We start from the raw sequence: 18,905 nt of genomic DNA on the forward strand, positions 1-18,905 counted from the left end.
TCAAACTAGCCGCCCAACTGCGTCCCATAGTTTTGCTCTATCTATTTGCTTTGATCGTTGCCATGCGCCCGGCGGTAAGATGCCACCACCAGATCGCTCAAGTATTTGTCAGGCTCCTGCACCGCCCGCAATGGAAGCACAAATGATTTTTCAGCATTATTGCTCGCGATGAGCTGCAATCCGAAGGGGTAGTCCTTGAACATCTTCCGGCAGAGCTCCGCCACCGCGATTCCTTCCCGGGCACTGCGTTCCACCAACACCTTCGCAGCATCCCACTCAAACCGGATCTCCAGACCGTAGTCGTGGCTGAAGCTCTGGGCAAAATCCTCCACCTCACGGGCGGCGGCACTCACCTGCACGTTCTGTGCTTTGTCCCGGCAGTGGGCCAGGGCGGCATCCGGATCGCGCAGCAGCGTCTCATCCACCACCAATTCTTTCAGCCCCAGTGAGGGCAGCTCGAATTTGAAGTCGCGCAGGGACTTTTCCCACACGGTCATCAGACCGCGGGCGCCTGTCTTCTCTTCCGCCGCCTGACGAGCCTTCACCCGCAGGGCGCTGTCATCAAAGGTGGCATGGATGCCGTAGGCCTGAAACTCGCGCTCGAACTGGCGGATCAGGCTGCCCTCGCTGCTCTTCATGATGTCGAAGAGGTCGTCCGCAGTCAGCGAGTCACACACCACCCGCACGGGCAGACGCCCGATGAACTCCGCCTCGAAGCCGTAGTCGATGAAATCCTGCGTGCGAGCCAGGCGCAGGGGTGTGCCAGAGATCACATCCTCCCGCACTGCGGCACCGAAACCGATGCTGCCCTTACTCACGCGACGCTCAATAATCTTCTCCAGACCGCTGAAGGCCCCGCTCACCACGAAGAGGATGTTGCGGGTGTTCACCACCTGGCGGCGGGGCCCATCCCCCTTCCGCATCTCGAACATCATCTGGATCTGGCTGCGCATGTCATTGGGCGCATGCAGAGAGACCTCGGTCTCCTCCATCAGCTTCAGCAGGGTGGTCTGGACGCCGCGGCCATTCACATCCCGACCCGGGCGGTCTCCCGCCGTGGCCAGCTTGTCCACCTCATCCAGATAAATGATGCCGTGCTCCGCCAAATCGATGTTGCCATTGGCCTTGGTCACGAGATCGCGCACCAAGTCATCCACATCGGCCCCTACGTAGCCCGTCTCACTAAACTTCGTGGCGTCCGCCTTCACAAACGGCACGCCGATGAGGTCCGCGATGTGCTTGACCAGATAGGTCTTCCCCACCCCGGTCGGCCCTACGATGATGACGTTCTGCTTCGCAAACTCCACCTCGTCAGCCGCCTTCGGGTCGCGCTTGCGCATCTCCCGCAGCATCCGGGCATGGTTGTAGTGGTCGCAGACGGCGGTCGCCAGCACCTTCTTGGCGTCATCCTGGCGGATCACAAACCGGTCGAGATACGCCTTGATGTCGGCGGGGCGGTAACGGAAGTCCAGCCAGCTCTCGTCGTCCTCCTGGGGAGTCGTTTCCATGATCGGGGGTTCCAGTTGCGCGCCCGGCCCGTCATCCTTGCCCTGGCCGTCGCGAAAGCTGGTGAAAAGCACGTTCCCGCCAAACTGGTTCCGGATGAACTCCTCCAGTTTTTTCCCAATCTCCTCAGGGGAGTTGGGCGGATCGGGCTTCTTGTCGCTCATGCAGCAGAATACGCCCGCAACCGAGCCCCTGACAAGCCGCCTGTGCCTGAAACTTTCAAAATTCAATTTCGAAACTTTCCTCCAACATCAAGGCTTCTGGCGGCGAAACCGCCCTTTGAGCACCACAACTCATACGGCCTCAACTGGTCACCAAGAAGTCCAGCGTGGGAGCATCCAACGTCATCCGACCGTTCTCAGCCGTTCAGTCCACCGGAGCCCACAACCGCCGCTGACCTTAGCGCCGTCAAAGGGGAGAGCCCCTCAGGCTTCCACCAAACACTAGTTACCCCCACTCTGCTCCACCCTCGCCCAGCGCTGGCGGAAAGCGCGGTTCTCTTCCATGAGCTGGTTGGCCACGGTGTTTGCCACCTGGTCCAGACCCTGCATCTTGGCAAAAACCACGATCATCTCCAGCCGGTTATAGTACTCCGTGGAGTCGCTGACATTCTCCACCATGGACTGGGCGACGGCGACCAGGGCCTCCGGGGTGAGCGAGTCCGTGGGGATCGTGAATTGACCGCGATCCAGCGCGATGGTGGCGTTATCGAACTCCAGGCGGGTCAAACGGCCCTGCAACGGCAAACCGGAGCGACGGTAGAGAGTGCCGCTGTAGCCACGGCTGGCCACGTCAGCCTTGAGCACATCCATGAACTCCTTGGCCTTCGTCCAGAGGTAGATCTTGTTCGCGATCACGTTCTGCACCTCAGGGGTCTCAAACTTCATGCCCTGAAGCAACTCCACCGCGTGGCTGTAGTCGTAGCCGCGCACCAACGCTGGCAGACTGTTGCTCAGCTCAGCAAGCTGGGCCACCTCCCGCTGACGCAGGGAGTCCAGCCGCTTGCGCTCCGTTTCCTCGATCTGGCGGCGCAGGCGCGTTATTTCCTCCTGGGCAAACCGGATGCGGTGGGTGAACAGGTTCCGCAGCGCTCCGTTGGTTTTGAGCTGCTCCAGCACCTTGCGACTCTCGGCGACCTCCTCGCGCGCCTCGTCGACCGTGGCAAAGGGTTCTTTCCTCGACTCACCAGCGCTCTTGGCCAGCTGCACATCCGCAATATAAGGCGCGATCAGCTTCTTATAGGAGCTGATCCACTCCAATCCCCGGCCAGGGGCACAGGCGTTGAAAGTCTCCAGCCACTCCACGGCAGCACGCGGCTTGCCGAAGTGCCACTGAGCCAGACCGTGGGCCAGATAGCCGAGCACCTCCTCCGAGGTTTCCTCATAGCTCACCTCCCGGCGGGCCATGCCCAGACCGAGATCCTGCCCCATGCGACCGCCGATCTTGGCGAAGAATTCCTTGAACTCCACCCCGCTCAGTTCGCTACCAGCACCGGCATCCTGACGGATGGATTCAAAGTACTTCTCCGCATCCTGGCGCTTTCCTTCCACCATGGCGCAAAGGGCAGCGTTGAACCGGGCCCAGTTCAGCGTGGGCTGCTTCGCCCGACCAGAAGAGATCAGGCCGTCAAAGAGCTTGCGAGCTTCAGCGAATTTGCCCTCCAGCAGCGTGCCTCGAGCACGGAGGAAGATGTCCGCCACGGTCTCCGTGGAGGCCTCAGACGTGCCCCCCAGCGTGGTGAGCTCCCGCTCGTTCGTGCGGATGGACTTGACCTTCGTCTCCGGGGCGGGTTTGGCCAGTACGGCGATGATGGCGATCGCCACCAGGGCGCTCGCGCCTCCCAGAATAATGCGCTGCCTCAGGGAGCGCTCCCGGATGGTTGAGTAGCCCAGCAGGCTCTCCGCATCGCGGAAGGCTTCCACCAGTTCATCATAGCTGGCGTAGCGGTCCTCCGGCCGCAGGGCCAGAGTCTTATTGATCAGCTCACAGGTACGAGGGGAAAACTTGAAGCCGCTGTCCTCCAGGCGCACCGCACGGCTCTTGATTACCTTCAACTCCTGGATGGAGTTGGTGTTCGCCTTGTGCGGCGGTTTACCAGTGAGGGCGTGGTAAAGGGTCGCGCCCAGGCTGTAGATGTCGCTGCGGAAGTCTTCGCGGTCATCCCGCACCTTCTCAGGTGCCACGTAGAAAGGGGTGGCCCAGATTTCGCCGGAGTCGTCCACATCCCGCGCGTGGAAGAGCGCGAGACCGAAATCCACGATCTTGGGCGTGTTCTCCTCGGTGAAGAGGATGTTCGCCGGCTTCACGTCACGGTGGATCAGACCTTCGCGATACGCAGCGCGCAGCCCCTCGGCCACCGCCCTGCCCACTCGGAGGGCTTCCGCCTCTGTAAGGCGCTCATTTTCAGTGATCCGGTGCTCCAGGCTGCCACCCGCCACCAGCTCCATGGCGATGTAGAAGTTCCCTTGGTCCTTGCCCACGGAGTAGAGCTTCACCACGTTCGGGTGCGTCACCGCCGCGGTCAGCTGGGCCTCCCGCTCGAAACTGGCCATCCGCACACTGTCCTTGCTGTAGTGGCGGTTGAGGATCTTCAGGGCCACGTGACGGCCCAATGTGGAGTCTTCGGCGTCAAACACGCGGCTCATGCCGCCTTCACCGATCTGCTTGATGATGGAAAAGTGGTCGAACTTGCGGCGGACTCGGACAAACTCGCCGCAGTGCGGGCAGGCCACCTTGGAATAGGGCTCGAGGGTCGAGACGTCAATCACGCCTTCGCAGGCCGGACAGGTGCTGTAATATTGGAAGATGTCTTGGGGGGGGTCACAGGACGCGGAGGGTAGCTCGAAAACCGAGGTTCTCAAAGCTGAAAGTTGAGGGCAACTTTGTCACTAAGGAGTCAGAGAACGGCCGTTCCACTCACGCAATTACCATGTAAAGCAGGGCGCAGGCCATGTCGTATTTATTTATGAAAATTAAACGATCAGAAGTCGAGTTGGTTTCGCTGCTTGCGAAAAGAAATCGAAATTTCATACTGACCGATGGATTTCACGGTCAATGAATCAGCCCCTGCCAAGCAGCGGCTGGATCACTTTTTACAGGGCGAGTTGCCCGACATGTCTCGCACGCGCCTTCAAGGTCTGATCAAGGACGGCCACATCCTTCTGAATGGGAAGGCCGCCAAGCCCAACACCCCCCTCAAGCTCGGGGACCGCATCACCATGGAGGTGCCGGATCCGGTGCCGACAGAAGTCGTCCCACAGGACATCCCCCTGACAGTCCTCTTCGAGGACGAGCACATCATCGTCATCAACAAGCCCGAGGGGCTGGTGGTGCACCCTGCCGCCGGCAATCCAGACGGCACCTTGGTGAATGCCTTGCTCTTCCACTGCAAGAACCTCAGCGGCATCGGGGGCGAGTTGCGCCCGGGCATTGTCCATCGTCTGGACAAGGAAACCAGCGGTTGCATGGTCGCTGCCAAGCACGATCTAGCCCATACGCGGCTCACAGAGGCCTTCAGCCAGCGGGATCTGACCAAGATCTACCTCGCCGCCGTGAACGGCTCCCCTTCCGCTTCCTCAGGACGCATCGAAAACCGCATCGGCCGTCACCCCGTGGACCGCAAGCGCATGGCCATCGTCACCGGGGAGGCTGGCAAGGAAGCCGTGACCGAGTGGGACCGCGTCGCTGTCCATCAAGGCTGCGCCCTCATCCGCTGCCGACTGCTGACTGGCCGCACCCATCAGATCCGGGTGCACATGAAGGAAGCTCTCGGTTGCCCGATTCTGGGAGACACCATCTACGCCCAAATCCAGCGTCAGCTCATCAAGATGCCCCGCCTCATGCTGCACGCATGGAAGCTGGAGTTCCAACACCCCATCAGCAAGCAGGAACTCAAGTTCGAGGCGCCGGTGCCAGAGGCCTTCGCCCCGTGGATGACAAAGAGCGTCAAAGGCTGAAACCACTGATCTACACTGATGAAACACTGACTATTGATCAGGGATTCGTCAGTGTTCGATCATTGGTTCTTCTCAGCAGCTCGATCAAGCCCCCACACCAACGCACGCCCCGCTCCTTTGCGTCGCACCAAGCCGATCTCCTGCTCCAGCCGTTTCGTCCACTCGGGGCACGGCCGGTCGTAAGGCAACGCCAGCGTTTCTCTCAGCTCCACCCAGGTCGCTCCTTGGCGACGGCCTCTCAGGTGTTTTTGAATGGCCGACTTGAATTCCACGTACTGCATGGCTGACCACAAAATAACAGGGCACTGAGGTTTCCGTACAGGAAATTCATCAGTGCCCCGGGCGCGCGGTTCAGACCGTCAACAACTTAGGAAAGCGTCTCCTTGGGCAGGTGCTTGATGGCTCCGCCGTCCAGCGCGCTTTGATGGGCCAGGATGCCGGTGCAGGTCCAGTTGGCGCTCTGCTTCGCATTCGGGAAGGGCTGACGACCTTCCACCAGCGCCATGGCAAACTCATGGGCCAGATGCGGATGGCTGCCGCCGTGTCCTGCGCCTTGCGTGAAGCTCAGGTGGGCATTGTCGTCATCGTACACGCCTTTCGTGGTGTACTTGGCAATGCTCTCCGGCAGTCGGCTGGCGTAGTCGGGGCTCTTGATCAGGGACGGGATCTCCGGCTCGGGCTTCTTCGCCGTGTGCAGCACCAGCGGCTCGTGTTCGATGAGCGGCCATTCCACTGATTGCTTGCTGCCATACACGTCGATGCTCTCGCGGTACTGGCGGGCGGTGTCGAAGAGGCTGCGAATGATGCGCACACTCAGGTCTGAGTTGCTCACCTTCACGTGTGCCGTCTCCACGGCGAAAGGCGAGTTGTAGTGACCGATGAGTTCCTCACGGATGGTGCCGGAGCCAAAGCAGCTCACGTACTCGGCATCGCCATTCGCCAGGCCCAGTACTGGCCCCACGCAGTGCGTGGCGTAGTGCATGGGTGGCAGACCCGGCCAGTAGTTCGGCCAGCCGTCCATGTCCTGCTGGTGACTTGCCTGGATGAACTGCAGCTTGCCCAGATCTCCCTTGTCACGGAGCTCCTTCATGAACAGGTACTCGCGGGCATAGACCACCGTCTCCATCATCATGTAGGTCAGCCCCGTCTCCTGAGTGAGGCGAATGATCTCCAGGCAGTCCTCCACGCTCGTAGCCATCGGCACCGTACAGGCCACATGCTTGCCCGCCTTCAGTGCTGCGATCGACATCCAGGCGTGATCCGGGATGGGTGAGTTGATGTGCACCGCATCCACTTCTGGATCCTTCAGAAGTTCGGCATAGTCCGTGTAGCGCTTCTCCACCCCGAAGTGGTCCCCCACCTCCTTGAGCTTTTCCGGATTGCGCTGGCAGATGGCACCGCAGGTGGTGTGCGGATGTTTTTGCCAGAGGGGAATGAACTCGGCGCCAAAGCCAAGACCGACGACTGCGATGTTGAATTTCTTGCTCATGGAGGAAGTTGGACTGCCTCCATGGAACGTGCTCCCGCTGGTTTTTGCACGGACATTTTTTATGCCCGTTCGGTCATGCATCGGGTCGGCCACCGTAGGCAGCCAACCCGGGAAATCGGCCTTTACTTGATTCCCACCACCATGGAGTCCGGGCCCACCAGATGCTCCACGCGGATGTCTTTGAAGCCCACCTCTTCCATCCAGCCCCTGCAGTCTGCCCCACTGTAGTCAAAGCCCCCGTCGGTCTCGACGAGCATGTTCAAGCTCATCATCAGACCGAAGGCATTCTGCGACCGGTCGTCATCGATGATGGAGTCATAAATGATCACCGCCCCACCCTCTGGCAGGGCATCGTACGCACGACGCAGGAGCAGCTTCTTTTGCTCCAGATCCCAGTCATGCAGGATGTGCCCCATCATCACCACATCCACCTTCGGCAGATCGTCAGTGAAGAAGCTTCCCCCTTGGAACGAAAGCCTATCCGCCACCCCCGTTTGCGTCGCATACTCTTCAAAAATAGGGGCCACCTCGGGAAGGTCAAAGCCAATGCCCCGCAGATGCGGCTGAGCTAGCGCCACCTGCACCGCCAGATCGCCCTGGGCCGTACCGGCATCCACAAACGAGTTGTACTGCGCCCAGGGGAACTGCCTCGCAATCGCGAGATTCGCCCCGCGGCTCACGCCTGACATGGCCCGAAGGAACTCCTTCAAGCGCGCAGGATCGGCATACAGGGTGGCAAACATGTCCTCGCCGTGCTTGCCTTCATTTTGCCGCAGCCCGGTGCGAAGCGCCTCGGTCAGGCTGCCCCAGAACTTGAACAAGCGGCTGTTGGCCATCTCCAGAATGCCGCCAATGTAGGAAGGCTTGTTCTTGTCCAGAAACAGATCGGTCTCCAGCGTATTGCGGTACACCGCGCCCTCACGCACCAGGAAGCCCAGCGCCACCAGCGTATCCAGGAAATCCCGCCCACCTCGCGGGTGCAGCCCCAGCCTCCCCTGCACCGTGGCCAGGTCGCCAGGATGTTTTGCCAACTCAGTGAAGACTTCCATCTCCACAGCACTGAGCAACACTTTCGAAGGCCAGAAGGCCAGGCCAGTTTGAAGGATTCTGTCAGGGGTCGGATTTTCCATGCTACAACCAAACTTGGCGACCCGATTTTTGGCAAGCGAAGTCTTGATCATGCGCTATGGCGAATGACGGATGGCCAAATATTCGCTGCACATCGAGGACGTTCGCGGTAGCTTGGTCACCATGGCCGAAATCGGAAAATTCAACTTCCTGCGCGTGGTACGGCAGGCATCCCAGGGTCTCTATCTTGATGGAGGCGCCTACGGGGAGATCCTGTTGCCCCGCCGATATGCTCCGCCGTCGGCCATCCCCGGGAGTGACGTCGAAGTTTTTATCTACTCGGACTCCGAAGACCGCCTCGTGGCCACCACCGAGACGCCGCATGCCGTGGTGGGTGAATTCGCCTGCCTCAAGGTGCTGGGATTCAATCATCGCATCGGAGCCTTCCTCGATCTGGGGCTGAGCAAGGACCTTCTTCTGCCGATGAGCGAGCAGAATGGCCATGTAGCACCGGGAGATCGCATCATCGTTCACCTCATGCTGGACGAGCGCAGCGACCGGCTGGTGGCTACCATGAAGCTCAATCGGCACATCAATAGAACCAAGCCCCTCTATCAGGATGGCGAGGCAGTGGACCTGCTCATTACGGATGAGACTCCGCTGGGTTTTAATGCCATTGTGGAAAACGCCCACTGGGGACTTCTCTACCACTCTGATCTCAACGCTGCGCTTCAGTCGGGCCAGCGCATGAAGGGTTTCGTGAAAACGGTGCGCCCCGATGGAAAGATCGACCTCCGTCTGGATGACACCGGCTACCAGCGCATCTCCCCGCTCACCCAGAAGATCCTGGACAAGCTCAAAGAGAGCGGTGGCCATCTTGACCTCGACGACTCCAGCCCGCCCGAGGCGATCCGCTATGCCTTTGGCGTCTCCAAGAAGTCCTTCAAGCAGGCCATTGGGGCCCTCCTCCGCGAACGCCGCATCCGCTTCGAGCGCGGCGGTGTGCAGTTGGTGGAAGAAGAGTGAGGCCAGGGCAACGCCCGCTCACCTCATCAAAAAAGAGCTGCCGGCATCTTTCGACACCGGCAGCTCCTCATAACTTCTAACTTCCAACCTTTACCGCCTCACTTCGCAAACCGCGCATCCTGCGGATTTCCCGCGGAGAGGATGTAAGCCACCAGATCCAGGACTTCATCGGAGTTCAAGGTATTAATCAACCCCGGAGGCATCATGCTCACCGCATAGGCCTTCTTCTCCTTGATCTCCTCGTTCTTGATCTTCGTCAGCTGCGTGGGGGCGAACGGGTTCATCATCACCATTGTCACGCCGTTTTCCTCACCCACCACGCGGCCGATGATCAGACTGCCGTCCGTACGGGTGATCTGATGGCTGTCGTACTGGTCGGAGATGACCTTGCTGGGATCGATGATGTTCTCCAGCAGATCTCGCAGCGTGTAGCGGTTGCCTGAGCCCGTCACGTCCGGCCCGATGCTGCCGCCGTCACCGTTGAATCGGTGACAGGTGAGACACATCGTGGAGTTGAACATGGCCTTGCCGTTCTCGTAGTTGCGCCCCTTCAGGCCACCTTGAGCCAGCTTCAGCACGTCCTCGATGGTGTAGGCCTTGCCAGGGCCCTTCGGAGCCACATAGTTCGCCACCACTTGGGCGTCGGACTTGCTGGAGAGCTGGTCCAGTGCGGCGCGGTCTGCATCCGGCACAAAGTTCACCAAGGCCTCCTGGCGCGTGTTTTCAATGAACCCTTTGAAGCTGTTGCCACCCTTCCATTGACGGGCGCGAGGGAACCAGGAGAAGTAGGTCTCCCGCAGTTCCGGCGTCCAGCCCAGGCGGGCATTGCGCAGGGCAAACATGTAGGCGATTTGCTGGCGATTGGGCTGGCTGGTGTGCACATCCCCGGCAGCACGGGCATAGCCGCTGTTGCGCGCCAGGAGCTCCTCAGAGGCCAGCTGACTGCTGTCGTCCTTGGCCGTGGCCATGAGTCCCAGCGTCTTCGCCACCACCTGCTTGGAGTCCAGGGCGATCAGGATCTGGCACAGTTCCAGGTTCAGAGCATTGTTCTTCTGAGGAAACAACACTTCAAACTTTTCCGACAGTTTCAGGCAGACATCCGGAGCCGGTTTGCCAAAGCGCACCAGGGCGAGCTCCCAGGCCCGCAACAACTGCAACTGGTGCTCCTGATCCAGGGTGTTGAAGTCAATCGTCCCCAGCGATTCCAGGACCGAGGCTTGATGGTTCTTGTTGCCGACGCGGCTCAAGGCGATGAGCGCCTCGATGCGCCCCTGCACATTGGGCTCCGTGATGGCTTTCTTGTCCCAGAGGTCCACCGGCTGCTTCTCGATCGCCACGCGGGCGGCGTAGCGCACGAAGCGGTCCGGATGCGACAGGTGCGGCCAGGCCTGGCCGATCGCATCGGGATGGTTGCCGTCCACATGGAATTTCTCAAGCTGACGACGCAGCTGCATCTCTTGCGTGGCCGCCAGGGGCTTGGCACGCTCGGTGGATTCCTTGCCCACATAGGTCACGCGATAGAGCGCGCTTTGGGTGCGGCGACCTCCCACTGCAAAGTACATGGCCCCGTCCTGCGGATGGACTAGCACATCGGTGAGCGGCAGCGGTCTTCCGCTGATGAACTCCTCCTTTACGCTTTCATACGTACCACCCTTCGGCGTGCTGTGGATGGCGTACATGGTGCCGTAGGTCCAGTCCGCGGCAAAGACGGCATGTTGGTACTTCGCCGGAAAGTTCGCGCCGGTGCCCGCCACCACGCCCGTCGGGCTGCCGGGGCCAATGTTCACCGTCGCGGGCAGGCTGTCGGCATAGAAGTCTGGCCACACACCCGATCCACTGCGCCAACCGTAGTCCGCACCGCTCACGCAGTGGTTGATGCGAGTGGGGCGATACCAGGGCATGCCCAGATCCCACTCCATGTCCGAGTCATAGGTGAACAGTTCACCCGCGTCATTGAAGGCCAGGCCATACTGGTTGCGGAAGCCGATGCAGAACATCTCCATGACCTTGCCCTCTGCATCTGTCCTCGCGATGTAGCCGCCCGGTGCCAGAATGCCACGAGCATGACCGTTTGCGTCCCACATACGGGGCAGCACGTGATCTTCACCCCAGCGCTTGGGCACCAGGGAGCGCTCCATGTTCTCCGGCTCCTTGGTGTGGTTGCCGCCGTTCAGGTAGATGGACCGGCCATCCGGACTGAGGCGCAAGGCGTGCGGCCCATGCTCACCGCCGCCTTTGATGGCACGAAGCAGTTGTGGTTCACCAAACGTGCCTTTGCCCAGGTCTTTGAGCCGGTAGAGACCGCTCTCCTTGCCCTGGTTCTGCGGCGCGCCCTTTTCGTTCACCATCACATACAGGCTGTCAAAAGCGTAGAGCAGCCCGTGGGAACCGCCGATCTTCAGGTCCAGAGGCTCCACTTTCGCCTGGGCGTTGGACTCCACCGGAGGCAGCGTCACGCGATAGATCCCACCGTACTGGTCCCCAACCAACAGTCGCCCCTGCGGATCCGTCGTCATGCTCACCCAGGAGCCCTGCTCCGCCTTGGGCACGGTGTAGAGGAGATTTACCTTGAACCCAGGCAGGGCGGCGATGTCCTTCGGATCGGTAGCCGCCCCAGGCGCATTGTTGCCCGCCTTGCCGCCCCCTTTGCCAAACACGTCTCCCCAGGGACCCGCCCCATACTTGGCGATCGTGACCGCCGGTTTCCAGTCCGTTGTGTTTTCCGCAGCGGCTTCCCATCCGGTGCCCGTCTCGACCACCATCTTCTTCCCGTCCGCGCCTTCGACCGTCAGAATAGCCACCAGTCCCGCGATCCCGCCTTCGTTGGAGGCCTTGATCACCAACTCATTGGCGCCCGGTTTGAGAGAAGCCTTCACATCGGCCTGGCTCGGCTCCTGCCAGTCGGGGTTCGCCAGCACTTGCTTGCCGTTGAGGAAGGCCGTGGCCCCATTGTCACAAGTCAGCTTCAGCACGGCGGACTTGACGCCACCGGCCACTTCAAAGGACTTCCGGAAGGAGGGTTTCTCCTTGTCCACAGCTTTGGTGGACGCCCAGATCCACTGGGGCTCGGCAGATAATGGACTGGCGGCCAGGGAGCACACCAGGGATGCAAAGAGGAATCGACGACAGGACATGGTGGGACAATACGGGAAACTCGGGGCAAATTTAAACGCTCAATTTGCACGGACCGTCACGCGTTCGCGTGGAGCAGACCCCCACCCGACCCTGCCTCCAGACCTGCGCATCGCCCTTTGGCACATTTTCGGGGCATTTTTCCCGATTCGTTGTACCTTCCTGGCCCCCCATTCCGCGCCTTTGACCCATGCCTGCGATCCGTTATCCCGCTGATCTCCCCATCACGGCCCGCCGCGAGGAAATCCTCGCGACCATTCGCAGCCACCAAGTGGTGGTGCTGGCCGGTGAGACCGGCTCTGGCAAAACCACCCAGCTGCCCAAGATGTGCCTGGAGGCCATGCCCGAGGGCACCCGCGGCCAGATTGGCTGCACCCAGCCCCGCCGCGTGGCCGCCATGAGCGTGTCCCGCCGCGTGGCGGAGGAGTTGGGCGTCCAGTGGGGCCGGGAGGTGGGCTGCAAGATGCGCTTCAATGACGACACCAGTCGCGACACCCGCATCAAGTTCATGACGGACGGTATTCTGCTGGCGGAGATCCAGTCAGATCCCTTGCTGCGGAACTATTCGATGCTGATCCTGGATGAGGCCCATGAGCGCTCGCTCAACATCGACTTCCTCCTGGGCTACCTTCAGGGCCTGCTGAAAAAGCGACCTGATCTCAAGGTGCTCATCACCTCCGCGACGATCGATACCGAGGCGTTCTCGAAAGCGTTTGGCAACGCCCCCATCATCGAGGTCTCCGGCCGCATGTACCCCGTGGACATTCGCTATGCCCCGGTGGAGGCGGGTGATGACGACCTCAGCCTGCTGGAAGCTGCGGTGAACGCGGTGGAAGACGCCCTCATCGAGTCTGAAAACGGAGACGTCCTCGTCTTCATGCCCACAGAGCGGGACATCCGCGAGACTCGGGACCTTCTGGACGGGCGCTTGGGCCGCGGCATAGAGGTGCTGGCCCTCTTTGGTCGCATGCCCGCCGCGGAACAGCAGCGGATTTTTGCCCCTGGCCCGAAGCGCCGCGTCGTCATCGCCACGAACGTGGCCGAGACTTCCATCACCATTCCGCGCATCCGCTATGTGGTGGACACCGGGCTGGCCCGTGTCAGCCGGTACAATCCTCGAACCCGCACCAAGCGTCTCCCGGTGGAGGAGGTGTCCCAGAGCAGTGCCAACCAGCGAGCCGGTCGTGCCGGTCGTATCCAGGACGGCATCTGCATCCGTCTGTATTCACAGGAGGACTTTGAGAAGCGGGCGAAGTTCACCCAGCCGGAGATCCAGCGGGCGAATCTGGCGGAGGTCATTCTGCGCATGAAGGCCTTCCGCCTCGGTGAAATCGAGAGTTTCCCCTTCATCAACCCGCCCGTTTCCGCGGCCATCCGCTCCGGCTACCAGCTGTTGCATGAACTCGGAGCCCTCAGTGAGGTTCATGACATGACTCCGCTGGGCCGGGAGCTGGCCCGCCTGCCGCTCGATCCCACTCTGGGCCGCATGCTGCTCCAGGCCCGCAAAGAGGGAGCTCTTGCCGAGATGCTCGTCATCGCCGCGGGCCTGAGTGTTCCTGACCCACGCGAACGCCCCGAGGAAGCCAAGGAGCAGGCCGCCGCCGCGCATAAGGCCTTCACCTGCCCAGACTCGGACTTCCTCACGCTCTTGCGTATCTGGCAGGCCGGCCCGGATGTAGAAAACCGGAGCAACAACGCCCTGCGCAAGTTTTGCAAGAGCAGCTTCCTTTCCCTAACTCGCATGCGGGAGTGGCGGGACATCTGGCGTCAGCTGAGCGACACACTCGATGATGAGGGAGAGCCCCTCCCCAAGCTGGAGGATCGCACCGCCAGTCACGACGATGCAGTGCATCGAAGCATCCTGGCGGGTCAGCTGGGCAACATCGCCCTTCGGGAAGAGCGCAATCTCTACAAGGCCGCCGGCAACCGGCAGGTGACCGTGTTCCCCGGATCCTGCCTCTACGAGCGCCGGGAGAAGAAGCCCGGCAAGCCGGGCACGGAAAAATCCAAGCAGCCCCTGTGGATGGTCGCGGGCGAGATTGTCCAGACCTCGCAGTTGTTTGCACGAACTCTGGCCAAGATTGACCCCGCCTGGGTGGCGGACATCGGCGCCCACCTCTGCCAACACAAGTACAGTGAGCCTCACTGGCATGGTCGATCAGGCCGCGTCCTCGTCACCCAGCGCACCCTCGTGCACGGGCTGGAAGTGATGAAGCAGTCCATCGACTTCGGCAAGGTGGATCCCGTGGGAGCCACCCAGCTCTTCATTCGTGGTGCCCTGCTGCATGGCGAGTCCCAGCTCCCCCTCCGCTTCTTCCAGCACAACCGCAAGCTGCGTGACAAGATCGAGACCACGCTCACCCGCGTTCGCAGCCAGCGGGTGTACGACATCGAAGAGGCCCTTTTCAGATACTATGAGGCACGCATCCAGAACGTGTCCTCCGTTCACGACCTGAACCGGCTGGTGAATGATCGCATCCGTACCGAGCCAGATTTCCTCTGTGCCCGGGAGGCGGATCTGACTGGCGGCGATGAACTGACCTTCGACATTGCCTTGTTCCCCGACCGGGTGGATCTGGGCAACTCCGTCCTGCCCGTGAGCTACGCTTACACCCCGGGCAAGGAGGAAGACGGCGTCACCGTCCAGGTCCCGCTGCCCGTGGCGGAACATCTCACCTCTGGTCAAATCCAATGGATGGTGCCCGGTTTGCGCGAGGAGCAGATCAATGTGTTGCTGCGCGCCCTGCCCAAAGTGGTGCGCCGGCAACTCATGCCCATCGACCCGAAAGTCCGGGAGGTCGCCCGTGAGTTTGATCCTGGGCGCGGTGATTTCCTTGAATCGCTTGCCCGCTTCATCGGCGTCAAATACCGAGTGGAAGTGAAGGCCTCCGACTGGCCCGCTCAGAGCATACCCGCCCACCTGCAGCCACGCGTGGAAGTGGTGGATCAGAAAAAGCAGACCGTCATCGCCGCCCGCGACCTCGAGACCATCAAGGCCACGGTCAAGAAGCAGGAGGTGAAGTCCGATGCCTGGGACCGTATGGTCCGCAGCATGGAGCGTTATGCCCTGAATTCCTGGTCCTTTGGCGACCTGCCGGAATCCGTGGTGGTTGAGGAAATTAACGGCACTCCCATCCTTGGATACCCGGGGCTGGTGCTGCGCGATGGAGAAGTGGACGTTCGCCTCTTCCGCAAGAAAGAAGAAGCCGTAAGGTCTAGCCCGCCCGCCGTGCGGAAGCTGGCGGAAGCCGCCCTCGGCAAAGACATCGCCTGGCTGTGGAAGGAATTGCGGAACCTCGGTGGCGGTTCCGTGTACAAGGCTCCTGCCAACTTCCACTCCGCCCTTTCATCCTTCGATCTCACCGGTAGCAAACCTGCACCGTTGGAGTCCGGCGACCAACTCCAGAAGCAAGCTCAGGAACACATCCTTCAGCACGCGCTTCGCCTGGAGCCAGTGCTCCCCCTCACCACGAAACGGTTCAACCAGCTCTGCGAGAAGGTACGCAAGGAATTGCCGACCTACGCCCACAAGGTTCGCGAATTGCTGAATCAAGTCCAGGATCTGAAGCAGAAACTGCTGCAGTCCCCCAAGAAGTATCCTGGTCTGGAGAAGGACGTGGCCCGGTTGACACCCGCAGCCCTCCTGGTAAAAACGCCCCATCAGCAACTGCTCCAACTCCCGCGCTTTTTGAAAGCAATCCAGGTGAGGGCAGAACGGGCTATCATCAACCCCGCCAAAGACGCCGACAAAGCCGACCTCATTGCCGACTACGACAACTGGGAACGCTACGTGGCGGAAGCCGATCACGAAACCTTCCGCTGGATGCTGGAAGAGTATCGTGTCTCCGTCTTTGCGCAGGAACTCGGCACCGCCCAGCCTGTGTCAGCGAAGCGGCTGGAAGCGATGATGAGCTAGAGAGAGAGAGAACGTATGCGCTGCTTAATTAACCACAGAGGCACAGAGAACACAGAGAACTGATTTTTTAGACAGGATTTACAAGATTCCTGACAGATTAACAAGATTAGCCGGAAATGGCCCCAAACCCTCATTTGCACCTTGGATTTTGAAGTTTGAAGTTTGAAGTTTGGTATTTCTCTGTGCCTCTGCGCCTCTGCGCCTCTGCGCCTCTGTGGTTAAACAGAGTTACCTCAAATAACACTACACCTTGCCCTTCAACTGGGGCAGCAGACCTTTGGCAACGGCCTCTTTGGCATACTTGTCGGGATCCTGTTCCCAGGTCTTCACGTGGGCGGCTTTTGACAGATAGACTTTCACGCCCTTGTACTCCACCGAGGGAGAGGCCGGCCCCACCAGGCGGGTGCTGCTCAGGGGGCAGAAGCGCTGCTCCAGAAGCTTCACGCTTCCGGGAACCGTGACGCCGTCGAGCTCGGGGACGCTCTTCATTTCTTTGAAAAGAGCCGCATAATAGTCAGGCTCAGCCTTGAATTGCTTCACGCACGGACCGCAGCAGAAATAGATGTCTTTCCCCTGATAGCTGACCTTCTCTTCGGTATCAGCCTCGTCATCGGTCATGATGGGGCATTTTTTGTTGGGGTCCGCCGCATGGAGCGACGTTGCTGCCACGAATGGCAGGGCACAGACAGTGGCGAGCAGAAGAAAAACACTGGATGCTTTCATAGACAATCAATACAGACCCGCCAGCCCTTTCCGCTAAACCCGACTTGCTGCGGAATGGCCGCGAATTGCCATTTGCCGCCGCATCGCTTGTTTCCTGAATTCTCAAGCCCCCGCCCGGGGACGGATCGATACCCCGTCCACCCATGCTGGCGGGATCAAGATTTGTCGAGGTACTTCGGGTACGCCGCGCTCATGATGGAGCAACTGAGTGGCCACCAGGTCCACTGCTGCGCTCGCCACGTGGTCCCGTCGCTGATGAATGCCCGCCATGCCTTTCATGGCGTCCGTCCAGTCATGCACCACCAGGCCGATGTCCTCCGGCACCCTGAACCCCAGCTTTTTCAGCCATCCGGGCACATGGGTGTCGAAGCTGATGATCGCGTCAGGGCGGTGGGTGGTCAGCCAACTGGAGAAGATCTCCCCGCATTTGCGCAGGTCATTGTGAGGAAACAACAGCAAAGGAACCCGGTTCTTCTTGAGCACCCCCTCCTGGTAGTGGAGCATGGCCCCGCTGTAGGCACTTTCCGCCCGCTTGTCCACCCACTGGGTGATGGCCAGACCGATCCGCTTGTATCCCCGGACCGCAAGCTCCTCCGTCGCCCGGTGAATACCCAGCGTCATGTTCCCTGCTGACCGGTGCAAGGACGGCTCCCGCAATCCATATCCGAATGTCGCAGCGGAGAACCGGGAGAAATCAAACTGGGCACACTTCATTTGGGATGACTGCGGAGAAATGATGATCCCCTCAATTCCGCGCGCCTGAAGAATATCCGCCAGCCGCCCCGGCTTCATGCCATCCCGCCCCAACCAGAACTCCTCTGCGTGATAGCCATGTTGTTCGGCCCGCTTTTGAATGTCCTTGATCGATACATACTGATAGGCCGGATCATGCAGTTCATCCTGGGGCAGCGACTCCCGGATCACGGCGATCACGGCCCGCACCTTCGAGTCCTTCCGTCCCCGAACAAGGTGCATCATCCGGGTGAGATGCGCGTCGGGCTGGTAGTTCAACTGTTTCGCGACGGCGAGCACTGCCTCCCGGGTGGCGGGAGACACCCGGGGCGAATTGCGCATCACCCGGGAGACGGTCATGGCCGAAACGCCGGCCTCCCTCGCCACATGCTGCAGACTCACCGTGGCCGACGACGCAGATCCTTCCGTCGGCGACTGAACGTCTGACAGGGGCAATGTTGAGTCTTTGCCTGATCGTACTGGCATCTACTGGGAAATGGCTTCCGTGTTATCGTAACTTGGCGGACAAGTACGTTACGACGACTACCTGGTCGTCCTTTCCGGACCTTGCAATCAGGGCACGCGAAATCCCGCGTTAAAACGAACAATTGTCTAACGATTACAGCCGGTGAGATGACTGAAGTCTTCGCAACTCGGCCGCCATGCACGCAGCCTGTTGAAAAAAGCCCTATGAAACGCCCCACCTTCCTCCTCGTCGCCCTTTCAGTTCTCGCGGTGACTCTGCTCCCGACCAGAGCAGAACTTCCACCTACCGCTTACATCGATATGCAGGCGAAGGCCCCTGAGGTGTTTCAAATCAAAGTGGACGATGTGTCATCGAAGCCCATCAGCCTCATTGACTGGTCAAAGCGAATCGAAACCGTGCAGGCCACCGTCCAAAAGGTCACTCGTACCAAGAGCGACGCCAAGCCGGGCGACAAGATCACCATTAGCTACGAGCGACTGATCCCGAAGAAAGGCTGGGCCGGCCCATCCCCCGCTCCGCCGTTGGAACAAGGAAAGGAGTATCCTGCCTATCTGGAAAAGACCGCCGACGGCACCTATAAACTTGGTGCCAGAGGCAAAAGCTTCACGGAGGTGAAGTGAGTTGGGGGATTGGGCGGGGGCTGCAGCTGGGGGCTTGCGACTGGAATCGCAAACCGTGCAGCTTCCCAAGCCACCGCAGGGCGCTCAACATCTGGCGACGCAGTTGCAGTGGAAGTGCCGCGGAACCCGTCGCTTTCGCGCCCCACGTGATCACGTTTCGATCGAGTTGGTATCAGCAGCGACACTGGCCCGCCCCACCTCGCGCCAGCGTCTTGGAGTGCTGGTGGCTCGACACCGCTTTCTCCAGCGG

Annotated in this window: 12 protein-coding genes; 4 read left to right on the forward strand and 8 right to left on the reverse strand. The window is 60.4% G+C overall.

The window, feature by feature from the left end:
• Positions 1-41: 41 nt before the first annotated feature.
• Both BV106_RS29105 and BV106_RS29110 read right to left on the reverse strand, forming a co-directional pair.
• Positions 42-1,670, reverse strand: coding sequence for an AAA family ATPase (locus BV106_RS29105; RefSeq protein WP_038170713.1), 1,629 nt, complete (start codon positions 1,668-1,670; stop codon positions 42-44).
• A 279-nt stretch (positions 1,671-1,949) separates the two neighbouring features.
• Positions 1,950-4,274, reverse strand: coding sequence for a serine/threonine-protein kinase (locus tag BV106_RS29110; RefSeq protein WP_038170714.1), 2,325 nt, complete (start codon positions 4,272-4,274; stop codon positions 1,950-1,952).
• Between the two features lie 270 nt (positions 4,275-4,544).
• On the opposite strand from BV106_RS29110, the gene BV106_RS29115 reads away from it, so the two are divergent.
• On the forward strand, positions 4,545-5,462 hold the full coding sequence (locus BV106_RS29115) for an RluA family pseudouridine synthase (protein WP_038170715.1): 918 nt from the start codon (positions 4,545-4,547) through the stop codon (positions 5,460-5,462).
• Positions 5,463-5,521: 59 nt separating this feature from the next.
• On the opposite strand, the gene BV106_RS29120 is transcribed toward BV106_RS29115, so the two are convergent.
• From BV106_RS29120 to BV106_RS29130, 3 genes are all read right to left on the reverse strand, one after another.
• On the reverse strand, positions 5,522-5,743 hold the full coding sequence (locus BV106_RS29120; protein WP_038170717.1) for a hypothetical protein: 222 nt from the start codon (positions 5,741-5,743) through the stop codon (positions 5,522-5,524).
• An 86-nt stretch (positions 5,744-5,829) separates the two neighbouring features.
• Entirely contained in the window at positions 5,830-6,951 is a 1,122-nt protein-coding gene (locus tag BV106_RS29125; protein ID WP_038170719.1) for a Gfo/Idh/MocA family oxidoreductase, read from the reverse strand.
• A gap of 122 nt (positions 6,952-7,073) precedes the next feature.
• On the reverse strand, positions 7,074-8,081 hold the full coding sequence (locus tag BV106_RS29130; protein WP_038170760.1) for a methyltransferase: 1,008 nt from the start codon (positions 8,079-8,081) through the stop codon (positions 7,074-7,076).
• Between the two features lie 121 nt (positions 8,082-8,202).
• Here BV106_RS29130 and BV106_RS29135 point away from each other — a divergent pair, with 121 nt between their 5' ends.
• On the forward strand, positions 8,203-9,045 hold the full coding sequence (locus BV106_RS29135; protein WP_038170762.1) for a S1-like domain-containing RNA-binding protein: 843 nt from the start codon (positions 8,203-8,205) through the stop codon (positions 9,043-9,045).
• A gap of 98 nt (positions 9,046-9,143) precedes the next feature.
• Here BV106_RS29135 and BV106_RS29140 read toward each other — a convergent pair whose 3' ends face one another.
• Positions 9,144-12,179, reverse strand: a complete 3,036-nt coding sequence (locus BV106_RS29140) for a c-type cytochrome (protein WP_038170721.1) — start codon at positions 12,177-12,179, stop codon at positions 9,144-9,146.
• 188 nt (positions 12,180-12,367) lie between these two features.
• Here BV106_RS29140 and hrpA point away from each other — a divergent pair, with 188 nt between their 5' ends.
• Positions 12,368-16,093: an ATP-dependent RNA helicase HrpA gene (gene hrpA / locus BV106_RS29145; protein WP_038170722.1), complete on the forward strand. Its 3,726-nt coding sequence runs from the start codon at positions 12,368-12,370 to the stop codon at positions 16,091-16,093.
• Positions 16,094-16,336: 243 nt separating this feature from the next.
• Here hrpA and BV106_RS29150 read toward each other — a convergent pair whose 3' ends face one another.
• The gene (locus BV106_RS29150; protein WP_038170724.1) at positions 16,337-16,816 is read right to left on the reverse strand and encodes a YHS domain-containing protein; all 480 of its coding nucleotides are present in this window, start codon (positions 16,814-16,816) and stop codon (positions 16,337-16,339) included.
• A 102-nt stretch (positions 16,817-16,918) separates the two neighbouring features.
• On the reverse strand, positions 16,919-18,034 hold the full coding sequence (locus BV106_RS29155) for a LacI family DNA-binding transcriptional regulator (RefSeq protein ID WP_265596191.1): 1,116 nt from the start codon (positions 18,032-18,034) through the stop codon (positions 16,919-16,921).
• A 204-nt stretch (positions 18,035-18,238) separates the two neighbouring features.
• Here BV106_RS29155 and BV106_RS29160 point away from each other — a divergent pair, with 204 nt between their 5' ends.
• Positions 18,239-18,655 (forward strand): hypothetical protein, encoded by a 417-nt coding sequence (locus tag BV106_RS29160; RefSeq protein ID WP_265596192.1) that lies wholly within the window; start codon positions 18,239-18,241, stop codon positions 18,653-18,655.
• Positions 18,656-18,905 lie beyond the last annotated feature (250 nt).

Source organism: Verrucomicrobium sp. BvORR106, from assembly GCF_000739655.1.
GTDB lineage: Bacteria > Verrucomicrobiota > Verrucomicrobiia > Verrucomicrobiales > Verrucomicrobiaceae > Verrucomicrobium.